Here is a 14,727-nt window from a genome sequence, read left to right on the forward strand (position 1 = left end):
AGGGTTCGTTTACCGAGTCTTTTCTTTTTTTTGGATGTTAGATCAAGAAATAAGTTATACTAGGAAACATGAATTTATTAGTTTGAGAGGAATCCAACCATGCCTAAATATGCTAATGCAAGTGCGGAAGCAACTGAATTTTTGCGCCAAAAAACAGGAAGCAGCCAGCTCGAATGCTACACGTATATTGACCCGGATAGGGCGGAAGACAGTTTTTTTATTGTTAAAACGAGCAACAAAGTCACTCATGTGTCTTTCTCGGAAATAACCTATGAAGCGAGCAGCTATCAAAGTTTACTAGAGGGGCTTTATCGGGCTGTCTATGAATAAAGGCGTGACACGTAGATTGGTTGTTGCGGGAACGGGAAGCGGTGTAGGCAAAACTACGCTAGCAATTGGCATCATGGCCGCTCTACAAAAAAGCGGGCTGGCGGTTCAAGGATTTAAATGCGGTCCCGATTATATTGATCCGACCTATCATACAGCCGTGACAGGTAGACCTTCCCGCAATTTGGATTCATGGATGGTAGGTCGTGAAGGGGTAAAGGAATTGTTTGTTCGCGGCAGCAGCGGCTCCGATATTTCGATTATCGAAGGCGTCATGGGGATGTTTGATGGAAAAGATCCAGCAACCGATGAGGGAAGTACGGCTGACATTGGCCGAATTCTCGGTGCTCCTATCGTTCTCATTGTGAATATTGCGAGCATGGCCAGAAGCGCAGCAGCTATTGTCAAGGGCTTTCAGCAATTTGGTCAAGGCGACAACATTGTTGGAGTCATTGCCAATCGTGCGGGTAGTGAAGGCCATTATAAAATGGTGAAACAAGCAATCGAGCAGGAATGCGGCATTCCTGTCCTTGGCTGGATGCCGCGTGATGCGAGCATTGAGCTGCCGGAGAGACACCTGGGGCTTGTCCCCTCGATCGAGAGAGGCGAGCTGCAGCCCTTTTTTGACAAGTTGGCTGATCAGGTAGCCGCTACCGTGAACTTGGACCAACTGCTTGAAGTGGCAGTGGTAAAACCGGTTGAAAGTCAGCCGCGGCTGTTTCCTGGCGCAGACCCTGGTGCGCGTAAGCGTGTGAGAATTGCGGTAGCCAAAGATGCCACATTTCACTTTTATTACCCGGAGAACCTCGAACTTTTGGAGGAGGGAGGCGCGCAATGCGTATTCTTCTCACCTCTTGCAGGCGAGGAGGTTCCGTTGGATGCGGATGGCTTATATGTCGGAGGCGGGTTTCCAGAAGAATTTGCTGACCGTCTGGGAGCCGATGAGCGGGTAAAAGCGTCTTTCCGCAATCGCATTACGGAAGGTCTTCCAACGTTGGCGGAATGCGGTGGCTTCATGTATTTAACGGAGCAAATTGTAGATACGACAGGAAATGCTTATAACATGGTAGGAATTGTTCCTGGAAAAGTGACCATGCAAAAGAAGCTAGCGGCATTATGTTACCGTGAAATTACGGGTACGAATGAAGCCAACTTTTTACTCTCACCCGGGGCAAAAGCACGTGGACATGAGTTTCACTACTCCACTTTTGAACCGGCGGAGGGAGTGGTTATACCGGCTGCTTTTCAATCAAGTGGACGCATGGGGATTCGAACGGATGGATATGCGAGCGGGAGTCTTGTGACTGGCTACACGCATTTACATTTCGCTTCGAATCCGGGGATTGTAGAAAAATGGATCCGCGCCTGCGAGCGATATAAAGGTGAGAAAAAGCAAAATGGTTGATCAGGATATCCTCCTGACCAACCATTTTCTAGATGCAGCAATTATTTTATGAGAGTTAAAGCTTGATCTGCGATGGATTCTTTGTACCGGTCTAGGCAGTTGCAAAGGTAATCTTTGCGGCAGATCGGGCAAGGTTCTTTCATCAATCTATTCAGGTCGGTCACTTTGCCGATTCCGGTTTCGGAATCTCTTTCAAAGAATAAACGGCATTTGTTCCGGTCTTTCAATGAAACGACCACTTCGAAAAGACCATTTTTTTTATTATCACTAACGATTGTTGCGTCTACTACTTGCGGATCATAAGCCATTAGTAATTCCTCCTACTAGCATGCCCTTATCTTTATTAGCTTGGGCGCGTTAGTATATTATATAAATAAAAAAGATTTTATTCAATAGGAGGCCTTACGCTGGTGATAATCGATTATTGTGAGCAGGAAATCGTGGAGGGCAAGGTGCAGCTTCATATCGGGCTGCAGTTCGAAGATGAGCCTGATTCTTTATATGTAGCCGAGTTGGCGGTGGATGATGAGGGAGTCGTCACGGAGTGGAAGCTGTTTTTTAATGGATTTGATTGCAAGTATACATTTCGTCCCGACGAAAAAGAAGCATGCATCCATTATGCAGCTGAACAGGGCATTACGATTTCATGAAAAAAGGAATCGTCCCCATGATGATGGTTCAAATTCCTTGATTTGTGTTTATGCAGCTGTTTGGCTTGCAATTCTTTCAGGCTTGGGGTCTTTTTGGATACGGGATTCACGCCGTTCCAGTGTAGACGCTGAATGGCAGGATCAAGTTTACCTTCTCGTAAATGGCGCTGCCGCAGCTTTTGCGCTTGCGATTTGGACATGGATCTTCCTCTTTTCGTTGTAGAATATTTGTAGTACCTCTTCATTCTAAATATTCAGGAGAGCAGCCGCAATGGAAAGTTTTTTTAAAATGAAAATAGATGTGAGTCGAAGAGGTGAGTGATTTGCGTATCAGCATTCAATTGGCTGTGGCCGGCGACATGGTGAAGCAAGATGTGTTGGAAATCGCTGAGCATAAGCTAGGGGAAATGACAGAGGAAGAAATAGAGAGCGCGATTGAAATCAAGATCAGGACTTGGGTCGACCGCATGATCCAGGTGGAATGGGAAGTTATCGAGGAATAACGGTGAAAAAATAGCTCCGAGTTTGGCATGCGATCAGCCACTCGGAGCTTTACTATGTGTGTCTATGTATGTTTAGTGAACGATATTGCCCACTCCTGTTTTTTGCAAGGCGTGTTCCCAGCTTGGGTAGTAATACAGGGCGTTTTTCATAAGATCAGGATGCAGCTTTTTCACATTTTTCTTGGCTAGTGATTCCCCTGTGCTGTGAAGCTGCACAATATGGCCTAGCACTTCCTCTGCACTCATGTTTAGCTCCATGGATGTTAATCTCCTTTCCTCAAGAATATAACCTCAATGCTTGCCATTAACTGCGCATATTATACATAGAATTTCATGGCAGAGGGCAAAATAGACGTATCTATAGACGAAAGGAAAGTCGGTGTCTATTTTGAATTGGTCCTCGCTGTCATTGTTTTCTTCTAAGCCGCTGCCGCAGTGCAGAGGGAAAATTAGCGCAGGAGCGATCACGAAAGTACTGCTTCGTGATTTACCCCCTGGACGCATTGTCGTGCTCCGGCATCGTGACCTCGATGAAGTAGCCGCTCAAGAGCTTATCGATCAGAAAGTCAAGGCAGTCATTAATTGCGATCTGACAATGAGCGGCAGGTATCCGACTCTCGGTCCTCTTAAGCTGCTTCAAGAACAAATTCCGATTTGGGAAGCAGATAGCGCTGTATTCGAAGCTTTCAAGACTAATTCGGAAATTTCGGTTTATGAGGATCGGATCCTAATGGAGGATCAAGTGATTCCTTGCAGCGCTTTTACACGTGAAAAATGGCTTGGCATGCAGCAGCAAGCGAATGAACGGACGACGCAATTGATGGAGCATTTCATTGATAATACGTTATCTTACGCCATGCGTGAAATGCATGCGGTGATGGAGCCGCTCCCGCAGATTGCTATCCAAACAAATTTGGAAGATAAGCATGTGTTGATTGTTTCCAGAGGAAAAGGGTATAAGAAGGATTTGCTTGCCGCAAAAGCTTATATTGCTGAAGTAAAGCCAGTGCTGATCGGGGTGGATGGCGGGGCGGACGCTCTTCTCGAGTGTGGCTACTTGCCTCATTTAATCGTTGGCGATATGGACAGCGTGACAGATAAGGCGCTATCCTGCGGCGCTGAAATTGTTGTGCATGCCTATGCGGATGGATCTGCGCCGGGACTTTCGCGAATCGAAGATTTGGGGCTGTCCGCCCATGTGCTCCCATGTTTTGGTACAAGCGAGGATATGGCGTTGTTGTTTGCTTATGAGAAAAGGTGTGAAGTGTTAGTCACGGTAGGTGCGCGCACGCATATGATTGATTTTCTGGAAAAAGGGAGAGCGGGCATGGGGAGCACGCTTCTGGTCAGAATGAAAGTCGGGGCGCGATTGGTGGACATCAAGAGCATAGGCATGCTATATAAGTCTCGCGGTTGGACGAAAGAGATTAGCTCAACTTTGTTGCTTTCCCTATTTTTTATCGCATTGAGTCTATTCCAATTGCATTGGATCGTGAAGCGGGTCGCCCATGTTGTATGGAAACTTGGAGGTGAAGGATGAAACCTTACATATCCATTATCATTCCTGCTTGGAATGAGGAAGGAAGTATTGAACATACGCTTCGGCACCTGCAGGATCAAGTGGATCTGATGTATAATCCGGGAATGCGAATTGAAATTATCGTAGTGGATGACGGGAGCTGCGATAAAACCTATGAAGCCGCTTGGCCGTGGGCGGACAAGCTGATTAAGCATGAACGCCGCTGCGGGAAAGGGGCGGCCATGCAGTCAGGCGTCGCCGAAGCCAGAGGCGATCTGCTGCTTTTTCTGGACGCCGATCTGCGGGCTACCGCCGGGCGGGCGCTCGTTCTCATCGAGCCGCTGCTGCGGCACGAAGCGGACATGGCGATCGCGAAGCTCCCGCCGCCCCGCACCAAAGCCGGCTTCGGCTTGGTGAAGGGCTTAGCCCGCCGCGGCATCCGCCGACTCAGCGGCTATGAGACCGAAGCTCCCTTGTCCGGCCAGCGCGCAGTGCGCGCAGATCGGCTGCGGGAGCTTGGGGAGCTTCGGCGCGGCTTCGGCGTGGAAGTCGCGCTTACCATCGATGCGGCGCGGCACGGCCTGCGCATCGTCGAGCTGGACGTGCCAATCACGCACCGGGAAACGGGGCGGGATTGGCACGGATTCATGCATCGCGGCAAGCAATTTGCCGCGGTCAGCTTGGCGCTGCTGTCTCGCTGGAAGGAGAGGAAGCAGCTATGGTACTCATCGGATCGCTCCTCGATCTGATGGTGATTGCGGCAGCCGGGCGATGGCTGCTGCCGCACGTTCTGAGGTTCCTGGAGGGCCATAGACAAGTGGAAACTAACTATGCCGGACAGGTAGTCCCGCGCGGGCTGGGAGCGCTGCTGTGGCTGCTTTTATGGCTGCAGGAGCTTATACTGCAAGTGGCCAATCGCGTAATTGCATATTCACAGCTAGGCCCCTTGACAAGGGTGGAATCGCTCGAAACGAACCATCAGGTGTTTGTTTTTGCAGCTAGCCTCATTTTCTTGCTGGGTTGGACGGATGATTTAATCGGCAGTAAAGCTGTGAAAGGCTTAAAAGGTCATTATCGTTATTGGAAAGAGACGAAAACGTTCTCCATGGGAGCCGTCAAGGCGCTAGGAATCGCCACGGCTGCGGGATGGCTGGCATTGTCGGCCGAAAACGAGCGAACCCCTATCTGGTGGATAGGGGGGCAGATGCTTTTGCTTATGCTGATGACGAACGCTTTGAACTTGCTTGATGTGCGTCCTGGGCGTTCGCTGAAGTTTTTTTTCACAGGTGTAGTGACTGTAGGGGTTGTATCCTTATGGATGGAGGGCGGTAACATCCCTCTAGTTTTTCCTATTTGGCCAGTATGCCTGGGCGGTTATTTGGTATATGGCATGGATGTTCGAGGCAAGGGCATGCTGGGGGACGCCGGAGCGAACCTGCTTGGATTTACGCTCGGATATACCGTCATCATGACCCTTCCTTGGGAGATGCAATGTCTGATTGTGATCGTGCTCATCTTGCTGCATAAACAGGCTGAAGTGAGCTCCATTACCGCTCTGATCGAGCGTAACCGATTCTTAAATTGGCTAGACCGTCTAGGCCGGACTTGAGAAATTGAGGGTCCGGTCTATTTGCGCCGTTTGGCTTTAAACCTGGGATCCAGATAGTTGCGTTTGCGGTCGCGGAAGAAAGTCCATCCACCAATAAAGGCGACACCCAATAGAAAAAGAATTAAGCCTAGAAAAAATTTCCCCCACAACATGTGGCCGTCCGTGTCGAACTGTGCGAAAAAAGCGTCTTTCATGGAGAGAAAACCATAAGTTGCTGTCAAACCGGGAATAACGAGTAGAAGAATGGCGATAAATCGGTAAAATGGTGCTTTCATAGCTGCTCCTTACATCTAGGTATCATGGTATTTCTATCATCATACTCTGAAACGGTTTGCCTGTCTAATTCACAAATAAGACTATGATTTCCGATCCAAAAAAGGGTAATATAGTAGAGACTATGATGGCACAGAGGGCAATAGGAGGAATTATATAATGAGTGAACATAGATATGATGTTGTTGTACTAGGCGGCGGAATCGGCGGTTACACGGCTGCTATCCGGGCTGCTCAGCTGGGGAAAACGGTGGCGGTTGTTGAAAGAGAGAAACTGGGGGGCACTTGTCTGCACCAAGGCTGTATTCCAAGCAAAGCCTTGCTTCGAAGCGCCGAAGTGTATGCAACTATGAAAAAAAGCGACGAATACGGGATCACTGCAGGCTCTATTGAACTCAAGTTCGAGAATGTGATTGCGCGCAAGCAGCGTATCGTTGATCAACTGCACCAAGGGCTGCAATTCCTGATGAAGAAAAATAAAATTACCGTTCATTACGGAAATGGACGTATCATCGGTCCTTCCATTTTCTCGCCACGCAGTGGAGCCGTGTCTGTTGAGAAGGAAGACGGCGATATCGAAACACTGCTTTCGAGCAATTTGGTGATCGCGACCGGCTCCAAACCTCGCAGCTTGCCAGGGCTTGAGATTGACGGCACACATATTATGACAAGCGAAGATGCGCTGCGGATGAACGAGCTTCCGAAATCAATCATCATCATTGGAGGCGGTGTGATTGGCGTCGAGTGGGCTTCGATGCTGCGTGATTTCGGTGTTGAGGTGACAATTGTCGAGTATGAGAAACGTTTGGTAAGTCTGGAGGACGGCGATATATCCAAGGAGCTGGAGCGCTTGTTCAAAAAGCGCGGCATTAACTTGGTGACTGGCGCAAAAGTGCTGCCTGACTCTGTGAAGATCGCGGAAGGTTCGGTCACGCTGCAAGCGGACAAGCAAGGCGAGCTGATTGAGCTGCAAGCTGATAAAGTGCTTGTTTCTGTTGGCAGAGCCGCCAATATTGAGGGCATCGGACTTGAAAATACAGATATCAAAGTAGATAAAGGCGTCATTCGTGTGAATCGTTTTATGCAAACAACGGAATCCCACATTTATGCGGTCGGCGATGTGATTGGCGGGTTAATGCTGGCGCATATGGCAGGGCATGAAGGGATTCTTGCTTCAGAACATATCGCAGGTCAAACACCTCACGAGCTTCAGGCGCATCTTGTCCCTAAATGTACGTATACGAGACCTGAAATTGCCAGCGTAGGGTATACGGAGCAGCAAGCAGTCGATCTTGGCCATCAAATAAAAGTGGGCAAATTCAGCTTTAAAGGGATCGGGAAAGCGCTTGTTTACGGCGATAGCGACGGCTTCGTGAAAGTGATTGCCGACAGTGTGACCAATGACATTCTCGGTGTGCATATGATCGGACCGCATGTGACAAATTCCATTACCGAAGCGGCTTTGGCTCAGGTGCTGAACGCGACGCCTTGGGAAGTTGGACAAACGATTCATCCGCATCCGACTTTGTCTGAAGCTTTAGGCGAGGCAATGCTTGCTGTGGATGGAATTGCCATTAGCGGATAAAAAATTGTAATCATAAGCGTTTGCGTTTATAATAAGCTTATAGAGTCAAGTCTTAGGACCAGGTAATAAGAATAGCATCTAAATTATTTTAAGGAGGCAACCTCCATGTCCATTGGTCAGCTTTATAAGCATAGAACATTAGGGTTATCTGACGAAGTCGTTATTCGTATGTATAGAGTCATGTGTCTTGCGGCTAAATATGATGAACGTGCTTTTATGCTTCAACGTGCGGGCAAAATTCCTTTCCATGTTTCCGGAATGGGGCAATATGCAGGTCAAGTAGGGATGGCTTTCGCCATGGAAGCCAAGAAAGATTATTTCCTGCCTTATTATCGTGATTATGCGTTTGTTCTTGCGGTTGGTATGACCGTGAAGGATCTTATGCTTGCCGTATTTTGTAAAGCAGAGGATGTTAACAGCGGCGGCAGACAGATGGCGGGGCATTTCGGTGACCGGAAAAATCATATTGTAACAGGATCTTCTCCTGTAACGACGCAAGTCCCTCATGCTGCTGGTATCGCGCTTGCCGCCAAAATGAAAAAGCAAGATTTGGTTACTTACGTCTCTTTCGGTGAAGGCTCCAGCAACCAGGGGGATTTCCACGAAGGGTGCAACTTTGCCGGGGTACATAAACTGCCTGTCATTTTTGTTTGTGAAAATAATCAATACGCCATTTCGGTCCCCCTACATAAACAAGTAGCCGGGAAAATTTCAGATCGCGCACTTGGGTATGGTTTCCCGGGCGTTCAAGTTGACGGCAGCGATGTGTTGGAAATGTATCGTGTTACCAAGGAGGCCAGAGATCGCGCAGCTCGCGGAGAAGGTCCTACCCTGATCGAAATGATGTCCTACCGTCTGATGCCGCACTCCACTTCCGATGATGATATGCTGTATCGCACGAAAGAGGAAGTTGAGGAAAATCGTCAAAAAGACGGAATTGTCAAGTTCAAAGAATATTTGATGGAGTGCGGTCTATGGAGCGATGAGCAGGATCGTGAGCTTCAGGAAGAACTCAAGCAAGAGATTAACGAAGCTACGAAATACGCGGATCAAGCTCCATATCCGAAGCCGGAAGATACGCTTCGCCACGTTTACGCAGAAGGAGATGACCACTAATTTATGGCAGTCATTACTTATTTGGAAGCTATCCGATCTGCGATGCAGGAGGAAATGCAAGGGGACGACAATGTTTTCGTCCTCGGTGAAGACGTTGGCAAAGGCGGTGTTTTGAACACCACCAAAGGGCTTCGCGATCAGTTTGGAGAAGATCGCGTGTTGGATACACCGTTGGCGGAATCCGCTATCGTCGGTGTAGCGATCGGTGCGGCTATGTACGGCATGAAGCCGATTGCCGAAATTCAATTCGCCGATTTCATCTTCCCGGCGACAAATCAAATTCTAAGCGAAGCGGCAAAAATCCGCTATCGCTCCAATAACGACTGGTCTTGCCCGATTGTGATTCGTGCGCCTTACGGGGCGACCGGCGCAGGCGCCTTGTATCATTCACAGTGTCCGGAATCGGTTTTCTTCGGCACGCCGGGTTTGAAAATCGTCGCGCCTTCTAATCCGTATGATGCGAAGGGATTGCTCAAGGCAGCGATCCGTGATGCGGATCCCGTGCTGTTCTTCGAGCACAAGAAGGCGTATCTTGCGCTGTCCGCTGATGTACCGGAAGAGGACTACATCGTGCCGATCGGCAAAGCTGACGTGAAGCGTCAAGGTACGGACATTACGGTCATCGCCTATGGGATGGTCGTGAATTTTGCGCTGCAAGCCGCTGAGGAGCTTGCGAAGGAAGGTATTTCTTGCCACGTGCTGGACTTGCGAACTTTGCAGCCTTTGGACAAAGAGGCAATCCTGGAAGCTGTGAGAAAGACGGGCAAAGTGCTCATCACGCATGAAGATAACAAAACAGGCGGCGTTGGCGCTGAAGTGTCCGCCATCATCGCCGAAGAACTGCTGTTTGAACTTGATGCACCGATCGCTCGACTTTGCGGACCGGACGCACCGGCTGTGGGCAGCAACCCTCCTATGGAGAAGTTCTTCTTGCTCAATAGCGATAAGCTGAAGGAAGCTATGCGCCAGCTTGCCATGTTTTAATCGCTTTACAATTCCTTTGGTCTAATTTTATGCCATTGATCATTTCCTGAACTTAGGAGGTACACCCATGAACCAAACGAACGGTCGACTCACAGAGGTAACAGTTCCGCATTTAGCGGAAAGCCTCGTATCGGCTACAATCGGCAAATGGCTGAAAAAGCCAGGCGATTATATCGAGCAATATGACGTACTTTGTGAGCTTTTCACAGAGAAAGTAAATACAGAAATGCCTTCACCGATTGAAGGCACCTTAGTGAAAATTATTGTCGGCGACGGTGAAACAGCGGCTGTCGGCGAGGCCATTTGTTTGATCGAGGAATCGGCAGGAGCAGCGGTTGGTTCGCCAGCTGCTGCTGCGGAACAGGCTGGCAGCACGAGTGTGTTCGTGCCGGAAGAAGGCAGCGACCAAAGCATGCGCGGCCGTTATTCACCGGCTGTTCAGCGCCTGGCCCAAGAGAACAACGTAGATTTATCACGTGTGCCTGGGACAGGGCTTGGCGGAAGAATTACGCGCAAGGATGTCGAACAATTCGTCGCAGGCGGCGGCTCCAAATCGGCTCCGGCAGCTGCGGCTGTTCATGCGAATCAGCAAGCAGCACCGATAGCAAGCAGTGCGCCGGCTCCGCAAGTTGAGACGCAGCCTGCCAATCTGCCAGTGCGCAGCTCCGGCATCCATCTGTCTGCGAACCCGCAAACGCCGCTCATTGAAGCGGAAGGTCATTCGCTGGACTCACGCAATGAGCACTTCATCGATGTAACGCCAATTCGTAATGCCATTGCTACTCGCATGCGCCAAAGTGTAACGGAAATTCCGCATGCATGGACGATGATCGAAGTGGATGTTACGAATCTCGTCGTTCTGCGGAACAAAGTGAAGGACGACTTTATGCGCCGCGAGGGTATTAATTTAACCTATTTGGCTTTCATGATGAAGGCCGTCGTGAATGCGATCAAAGATTACCCGATTATCAACTCGGTATGGGCCGTAGATAAAATTATCGTGAAACGCGATATTAATATCTCTCTGTCCGTAGGTACGGAAGACTCGGTTATGACGCCAGTGATCAAGAAGGCGGATCAAAAGAATATCGCCGGACTGGCTAGAGAAATTGATGAATTGACGAAGAAGACGCGTGCCGGCAAGTTGTCCTTGAATGATATGGTTGGCGGAACGTTCACTGTTAACAACACAGGCTCCTTCGGTTCGATTCTGTCTTATCCGATCATCAACTACCCGCAAGCAGCCATTGTGACCTTCGAATCGATTGTGAAGAAGCCTGTCGTTATTCAAGATATGATCGCAGTCCGCTCTATGGTTAACCTGTGTCTGTCGCTTGATCACCGCATTCTGGATGGTGTGATCTGTGGTAGGTTCCTGCAGAGAGTCAAAGAAAATTTGGAAAGTTACAATGCCGATACAAAAATTTATTAAACTAGGAATCAAAAAATAATCCGGCAGTAAACAATATGCTGGATAGCAGCATGGTGATGAGCATTACGTAAATCACGACTTTAAACCAACGTCTATTCTGCAACATGAAGAGTCACTCCTTTATCGTAAAAGCTTGTACCGTATTATTGTAACCCATAGTGAGTATCGGAGGAAAGTACATGATTCAGCAAAACCGTTTAGTGGAAGAATTCATATCGCTCGTGCAAGTAGACAGCGAAACACGCTTTGAGCAAGAAATTTGTGTGGTGCTGAAAGAGAAGTTCAGTCAATTAGGCTTAAAGGTCGTTGAAGATGATTCGATGGCAAAAAGCGGTCACGGATCAGGCAATTTGATCTGTACATTGGAAGCGACGGACAGCAATGCCGCAATCCCGACGATTTTCTTTACATCGCACATGGATACCGTTGCTCCAGGCAAAGGCATCAAGCCGCAAATTGGCGAAGATGGATACATCCGCAGCGACGGAACTACGATCCTGGGCAGTGACGACAAAGCAGGCATCGCAGCTATGCTCGAAGGTATTCAAGTGCTTAAGGAGCAAAACATTCCTCATGGACGTATTCAATTCGTTATTACGGCAGGGGAAGAAAGCGGCCTGAAAGGCGCTCGTGCCATGGATCGCAGCATGATGGAAGCCGAATTCGGCTTCGCGCTGGATTCTAACGGCAGCATCGGTGATATTGCTACAGCAGCGCCGGGCCGTGCGGAAATCGAGATCATTTTCCATGGCAAATCAGCACACGCAGGCGTTAATCCGGAAGATGGCATCAGTGCCATCCAAGTAGCCTCCAAAGCTGTTTCGCGCATGTCGCTTGGTCGCATTGACAACGAAACAACGGCGAATATCGGCAGTTTCTCCGGCGTAGGTCCACTTAACGTCGTGTGCGATAAAGTGAAGATGGAAGCGGAAGCTCGCAGCATCGTGCAGCATAAGCTGGAAGCGCAAATCGCTGCGATGAAAGAAGCTTGTGAATCCGCAGCGGCAGATGCAGGAACGACTTGCGAGTTTAACGCAGACATCGTTTATGCTTCTTACATGCATGATGACTCTGCTCCAATCGTTCAGCTTACATCCAGAGCGTTGTCTACGCTTGGATTAACAGCTCGCACGTTCCACTCCGGCGGCGGCAGCGATGCGAACATCTTTAACGGCATGGGGATTCCAACGGTGAATCTTGCCGTAGGTTATCACGAAATTCATACGACCAAAGAGCATATCGCCATTAGCGATCTGGTCAAAACGGCTGAATTGGTCGTTGCTCTTGTGAAAGAAGCTGCAAAGGTTTAAAGCGATAGATACCGATTAGTTGATGCCAATTGTTATGTTGGCGCGCTAATCGGTTTTTTTTGATAATAAGCTTAACTCTGCGCTAAGTCACATATGCTGCAAGAAGGAAAGAGCTGCAAGGGGGAGATAGGGATGCTGAGGCGGGCGGAAGGCAAGGTAAGCACGATCATTTTGGTTAGGGAAGGGCTGCAGGTCGTCCGTGTGATCATGCGGCATAGCGGCAAGGAGGAGCGCGCTGTCCATTATACCGATAGTTCACCGCCGCTTCGTCCCGGTGATGTGGTTATTCTGAATGTAACGGCTGAGGAGCTTGGATTAGGCTCAGGAGGTTATCACATCGTCCTCCCTGCTGACGCAATGGACAGCGTTCTCCCTGTTGCTGAACGTCTACCCGACGGACATATTATGAAACTCAAATACACCCCGTTGCAGCGGAGTGTGCTTGCTGTGGAGGAAGAGAACAGCAGGTTTCATCCTCTTTTTCAAAAAGAGAAAACGCTGGAGGGGATGCCTGTCTTACTTGGGGAATTACATAGTATGCTGCCTGTGGCGCTGTGTTGGCTTCGATACCGTGAACAGAAATCGAATCAACCGGTTAAAATGGCAAGCAACGTTGCCTATATCATGACGGACGGCGGAGCACTCCCGCTAGCTTGGAGTCAGCATATCGCACAACTGGAGGTCATGGGATGGCTTCAAAGCACAATAACGTATGGTCAGGCTTATGGTGGGAAGTTGGAGGCAGTGAACAAATTTAGCGCGTTGATTGCTGCTAAGCATGCTGCCAAAGCGGACATATGTCTCGTAACAATGGGACCTGGGATAGTTGGTACAGGCACACGATACGGCTATTCTGGAATCGAAGTCGGTGAGCTCGTTAATGCCGTATACGCCTTAGGCGGGACTCCGATTGTGATTCCGCGCCTTTCCTTTGCCGATGAGCGGCCACGGCATCGAGGGATTAGCCACCATACCCTAACGGCTTTGGAGCTTGCTGCGAGATGTCCAGCGATCTTGCCTTTCCCGCAATGTATTGCAGAGGAATATGCGATCATTCAAGAACAGCTGAAGCGTTTGGAGACGCATCAAATCAGGATGATGCCGTCTGTACCGACGGAGCAAATCGCAGAATCTTTTCGCTCCTATCCGCTGCCGATTACCTCGATGGGAAGGGGGTTATGGCAGGACCCTATTTATTTCCAAGGTGTTTGCGCTGCGGTGGATTGTGCAATCCAGCTGCATAGTCCATCAACGTGATGTTTGGCCCGCCTTGCTTCAGCATGAGCTGGAGATGACGTTTGACTTCCCAGGCTTTACCCACTAGACGAATTTGTTTTTCCGCGATATAGCTCTTCATATCGATCTTCCTCTTTTCCGGTTGAAATTTGATATAATGATCGATATGCAAAAGTAGGACAAGTTATGCCATTTTAGAAATTGATGAGGATGAGGTGTCGAAATGACCGTACATAAGAAATTCGAAGAAGTTACTGTACAAACGGAATCCATTTATAAAGGCAGAATCATATCCCTTCAGCTAGACACTGTTACTCTGCCAAATGGGGAAACAGCAACAAGAGAAATCGTGAGGCACCCTGGTGCTGTAGCGGTCATTCCATTAGTTGGGGATAAAATGATCGTCGTGGAGCAGTATCGAAAACCATTGGAGAAAAGTCAGGTTGAAATCCCGGCGGGCAAGCTGGACGCAGGGGAAGAACCGCTGAAAGCGGCTTTACGCGAGTTGGAGGAAGAAACGGGATATCGGTCTGACAACGTAAGGTTGGTGAGTTCCTTTTATACGTCGCCAGGATTTGCGGATGAAATTATCCATCTCTATATCGCGGAAGATTTGGTCAAAGGGGACGCTAATCCCGATGAGGATGAATTTCTGGAATGTGAAGCCATTACCCTGGAGCAAGCTCAGCAGTATATGCGGGAAGGGCGTATCAGCGACGCCAAAACCATTATGGCTGTGTACGCTTGGCAACTATACAAGTTAACGGGCCAGATCTAAG

20 protein-coding genes are annotated in these 14,727 nt (G+C 49.0%); 14 read left to right on the forward strand and 6 right to left on the reverse strand.

Features of this window, described 5'->3' with window-relative positions; genetic code table 11:
• Window positions 1-99 precede the first annotated feature (99 nt).
• Complete coding sequence (locus ACKTT9_RS14270) at window positions 100-330, forward strand: hypothetical protein (protein WP_157319937.1); 231 nt, start codon at window positions 100-102, stop codon at window positions 328-330.
• On the forward strand, window positions 323-1,732 hold the full coding sequence (locus ACKTT9_RS14275; protein WP_407872104.1) for a cobyrinate a,c-diamide synthase: 1,410 nt from the start codon (window positions 323-325) through the stop codon (window positions 1,730-1,732). The genes ACKTT9_RS14270 and ACKTT9_RS14275 overlap by 8 nt, the downstream gene beginning before the upstream one ends.
• A 41-nt stretch (window positions 1,733-1,773) precedes the next feature.
• Here ACKTT9_RS14275 and ACKTT9_RS14280 read toward each other — a convergent pair whose 3' ends face one another.
• Window positions 1,774-2,040 carry a hypothetical protein gene (locus ACKTT9_RS14280; protein WP_407872105.1) on the reverse strand — a complete coding sequence of 89 codons (267 nt, stop codon included), beginning with the start codon at window positions 2,038-2,040 and terminating at the stop codon, window positions 1,774-1,776.
• A 102-nt stretch (window positions 2,041-2,142) separates the two neighbouring features.
• On the opposite strand from ACKTT9_RS14280, the gene ACKTT9_RS14285 reads away from it, so the two are divergent.
• A complete protein-coding gene (locus ACKTT9_RS14285; protein ID WP_407872106.1) occupies window positions 2,143-2,382 on the forward strand; it encodes a hypothetical protein in 240 nt (79 codons plus the stop codon).
• Here the strand turns inward: ACKTT9_RS14285 and ACKTT9_RS14290 are convergent.
• Window positions 2,349-2,582, reverse strand: coding sequence for a hypothetical protein (locus ACKTT9_RS14290; RefSeq protein WP_407872107.1), 234 nt, complete (start codon window positions 2,580-2,582; stop codon window positions 2,349-2,351). The two genes, ACKTT9_RS14285 and ACKTT9_RS14290, sit on opposite strands and share 34 nt — an antisense overlap.
• A gap of 114 nt (window positions 2,583-2,696) precedes the next feature.
• Here ACKTT9_RS14290 and ACKTT9_RS14295 point away from each other — a divergent pair, with 114 nt between their 5' ends.
• Complete coding sequence (locus ACKTT9_RS14295) at window positions 2,697-2,885, forward strand: hypothetical protein (protein ID WP_407872108.1); 189 nt, start codon at window positions 2,697-2,699, stop codon at window positions 2,883-2,885.
• Between the two features lie 72 nt (window positions 2,886-2,957).
• Here ACKTT9_RS14295 and ACKTT9_RS14300 read toward each other — a convergent pair whose 3' ends face one another.
• Window positions 2,958-3,143, reverse strand: a complete 186-nt coding sequence (locus ACKTT9_RS14300; protein ID WP_157319941.1) for a hypothetical protein — start codon at window positions 3,141-3,143, stop codon at window positions 2,958-2,960.
• 121 nt (window positions 3,144-3,264) lie between these two features.
• Between ACKTT9_RS14300 and steA the strand changes: the two genes are divergently transcribed.
• From steA to ACKTT9_RS14315, 3 genes are read left to right on the forward strand one after another with little or no spacing between them, the layout of a single operon-like run.
• On the forward strand, window positions 3,265-4,425 hold the full coding sequence (gene steA, locus ACKTT9_RS14305; protein ID WP_407872109.1) for a putative cytokinetic ring protein SteA: 1,161 nt from the start codon (window positions 3,265-3,267) through the stop codon (window positions 4,423-4,425).
• Complete coding sequence (locus ACKTT9_RS14310; protein ID WP_407872110.1) at window positions 4,422-5,153, forward strand: glycosyltransferase family 2 protein; 732 nt, start codon at window positions 4,422-4,424, stop codon at window positions 5,151-5,153. Before steA ends, ACKTT9_RS14310 begins: the two co-directional genes overlap by 4 nt.
• Window positions 5,123-6,013 carry a hypothetical protein gene (locus ACKTT9_RS14315; protein ID WP_407872111.1) on the forward strand — a complete coding sequence of 297 codons (891 nt, stop codon included), beginning with the start codon at window positions 5,123-5,125 and terminating at the stop codon, window positions 6,011-6,013. The genes ACKTT9_RS14310 and ACKTT9_RS14315 overlap by 31 nt, the downstream gene beginning before the upstream one ends.
• Window positions 6,014-6,030: 17 nt before the next feature.
• Here ACKTT9_RS14315 and ACKTT9_RS14320 read toward each other — a convergent pair whose 3' ends face one another.
• Window positions 6,031-6,288 (reverse strand): DUF2627 domain-containing protein, encoded by a 258-nt coding sequence (locus ACKTT9_RS14320; RefSeq protein ID WP_407872112.1) that lies wholly within the window; start codon window positions 6,286-6,288, stop codon window positions 6,031-6,033.
• Window positions 6,289-6,445: 157 nt separating this feature from the next.
• Between ACKTT9_RS14320 and lpdA the strand changes: the two genes are divergently transcribed.
• The 4 genes from lpdA to ACKTT9_RS14340 all read left to right on the forward strand — a co-directional run bounded on the left by lpdA (window position 6,446) and on the right by ACKTT9_RS14340 (window position 11,402).
• Window positions 6,446-7,870 (forward strand): dihydrolipoyl dehydrogenase, encoded by a 1,425-nt coding sequence (lpdA, locus tag ACKTT9_RS14325; RefSeq protein WP_407872113.1) that lies wholly within the window; start codon window positions 6,446-6,448, stop codon window positions 7,868-7,870.
• A gap of 105 nt (window positions 7,871-7,975) precedes the next feature.
• Window positions 7,976-8,986 (forward strand): thiamine pyrophosphate-dependent dehydrogenase E1 component subunit alpha, encoded by a 1,011-nt coding sequence (locus ACKTT9_RS14330; RefSeq protein WP_407872114.1) that lies wholly within the window; start codon window positions 7,976-7,978, stop codon window positions 8,984-8,986.
• Between the two features lie 3 nt (window positions 8,987-8,989).
• Entirely contained in the window at window positions 8,990-9,970 is a 981-nt protein-coding gene (locus tag ACKTT9_RS14335; RefSeq protein ID WP_127458222.1) for an alpha-ketoacid dehydrogenase subunit beta, read from the forward strand.
• A 67-nt stretch (window positions 9,971-10,037) separates the two neighbouring features.
• On the forward strand, window positions 10,038-11,402 hold the full coding sequence (locus tag ACKTT9_RS14340) for a dihydrolipoamide acetyltransferase family protein (protein ID WP_407872115.1): 1,365 nt from the start codon (window positions 10,038-10,040) through the stop codon (window positions 11,400-11,402).
• A 1-nt stretch (window position 11,403) separates the two neighbouring features.
• Here ACKTT9_RS14340 and prli42 read toward each other — a convergent pair whose 3' ends face one another.
• Window positions 11,404-11,508 carry a stressosome-associated protein Prli42 gene (gene prli42 / locus ACKTT9_RS14345; RefSeq protein WP_307719957.1) on the reverse strand — a complete coding sequence of 35 codons (105 nt, stop codon included), beginning with the start codon at window positions 11,506-11,508 and terminating at the stop codon, window positions 11,404-11,406.
• Window positions 11,509-11,581: 73 nt separating this feature from the next.
• On the opposite strand from prli42, the gene ACKTT9_RS14350 reads away from it, so the two are divergent.
• Window positions 11,582-12,712 carry a M20/M25/M40 family metallo-hydrolase gene (locus tag ACKTT9_RS14350; RefSeq protein ID WP_157319948.1) on the forward strand — a complete coding sequence of 377 codons (1,131 nt, stop codon included), beginning with the start codon at window positions 11,582-11,584 and terminating at the stop codon, window positions 12,710-12,712.
• A gap of 132 nt (window positions 12,713-12,844) precedes the next feature.
• Entirely contained in the window at window positions 12,845-13,969 is a 1,125-nt protein-coding gene (locus ACKTT9_RS14355) for a DUF3866 family protein (RefSeq protein ID WP_407872116.1), read from the forward strand.
• Here ACKTT9_RS14355 and mciZ read toward each other — a convergent pair.
• Complete coding sequence (gene mciZ / locus ACKTT9_RS14360) at window positions 13,902-14,069, reverse strand: Z-ring formation inhibitor MciZ (protein ID WP_407872117.1); 168 nt, start codon at window positions 14,067-14,069, stop codon at window positions 13,902-13,904. The two genes, ACKTT9_RS14355 and mciZ, sit on opposite strands and share 68 nt — an antisense overlap.
• Before the next feature lie 102 nt (window positions 14,070-14,171).
• On the opposite strand from mciZ, the gene ACKTT9_RS14365 reads away from it, so the two are divergent.
• Window positions 14,172-14,726, forward strand: coding sequence for an NUDIX hydrolase (locus ACKTT9_RS14365; protein ID WP_407872118.1), 555 nt, complete (start codon window positions 14,172-14,174; stop codon window positions 14,724-14,726).
• Window position 14,727: the final 1 nt, after the last annotated feature.

The sequence above is a fragment of the Paenibacillus sp. P36 genome (assembly GCF_045866505.1).
Classification (GTDB): domain Bacteria; phylum Bacillota; class Bacilli; order Paenibacillales; family NBRC-103111; genus Paenibacillus_E; species Paenibacillus_E chondroitinus.

Coding starts and splice junctions, on each gene's coding strand:
- ACKTT9_RS14310 (WP_407872110.1), top strand. CDS start 4,422: ATGAAACCTTACATATCCATTATCATTCCTGCTTGGAATGAGGAAGGA.
- ACKTT9_RS14335 (WP_127458222.1), top strand. CDS start 8,990: ATGGCAGTCATTACTTATTTGGAAGCTATCCGATCTGCGATGCAGGAG.
- ACKTT9_RS14290 (WP_407872107.1), bottom strand. CDS start 2,582: ATGTCCAAATCGCAAGCGCAAAAGCTGCGGCAGCGCCATTTACGAGAA.
- ACKTT9_RS14365 (WP_407872118.1), top strand. CDS start 14,172: ATGACCGTACATAAGAAATTCGAAGAAGTTACTGTACAAACGGAATCC.
- ACKTT9_RS14315 (WP_407872111.1), top strand. CDS start 5,123: ATGGTACTCATCGGATCGCTCCTCGATCTGATGGTGATTGCGGCAGCC.
- mciZ (WP_407872117.1), bottom strand. CDS start 14,069: ATGAAGAGCTATATCGCGGAAAAACAAATTCGTCTAGTGGGTAAAGCC.
- ACKTT9_RS14300 (WP_157319941.1), bottom strand. CDS start 3,143: ATGGAGCTAAACATGAGTGCAGAGGAAGTGCTAGGCCATATTGTGCAG.
- ACKTT9_RS14340 (WP_407872115.1), top strand. CDS start 10,038: ATGAACCAAACGAACGGTCGACTCACAGAGGTAACAGTTCCGCATTTA.
- ACKTT9_RS14350 (WP_157319948.1), top strand. CDS start 11,582: ATGATTCAGCAAAACCGTTTAGTGGAAGAATTCATATCGCTCGTGCAA.
- prli42 (WP_307719957.1), bottom strand. CDS start 11,508: ATGTTGCAGAATAGACGTTGGTTTAAAGTCGTGATTTACGTAATGCTC.
- ACKTT9_RS14355 (WP_407872116.1), top strand. CDS start 12,845: ATGCTGAGGCGGGCGGAAGGCAAGGTAAGCACGATCATTTTGGTTAGG.
- ACKTT9_RS14270 (WP_157319937.1), top strand. CDS start 100: ATGCCTAAATATGCTAATGCAAGTGCGGAAGCAACTGAATTTTTGCGC.
- lpdA (WP_407872113.1), top strand. CDS start 6,446: ATGAGTGAACATAGATATGATGTTGTTGTACTAGGCGGCGGAATCGGC.
- ACKTT9_RS14275 (WP_407872104.1), top strand. CDS start 323: ATGAATAAAGGCGTGACACGTAGATTGGTTGTTGCGGGAACGGGAAGC.
- ACKTT9_RS14320 (WP_407872112.1), bottom strand. CDS start 6,288: ATGAAAGCACCATTTTACCGATTTATCGCCATTCTTCTACTCGTTATT.
- ACKTT9_RS14280 (WP_407872105.1), bottom strand. CDS start 2,040: ATGGCTTATGATCCGCAAGTAGTAGACGCAACAATCGTTAGTGATAAT.
- ACKTT9_RS14330 (WP_407872114.1), top strand. CDS start 7,976: ATGTCCATTGGTCAGCTTTATAAGCATAGAACATTAGGGTTATCTGAC.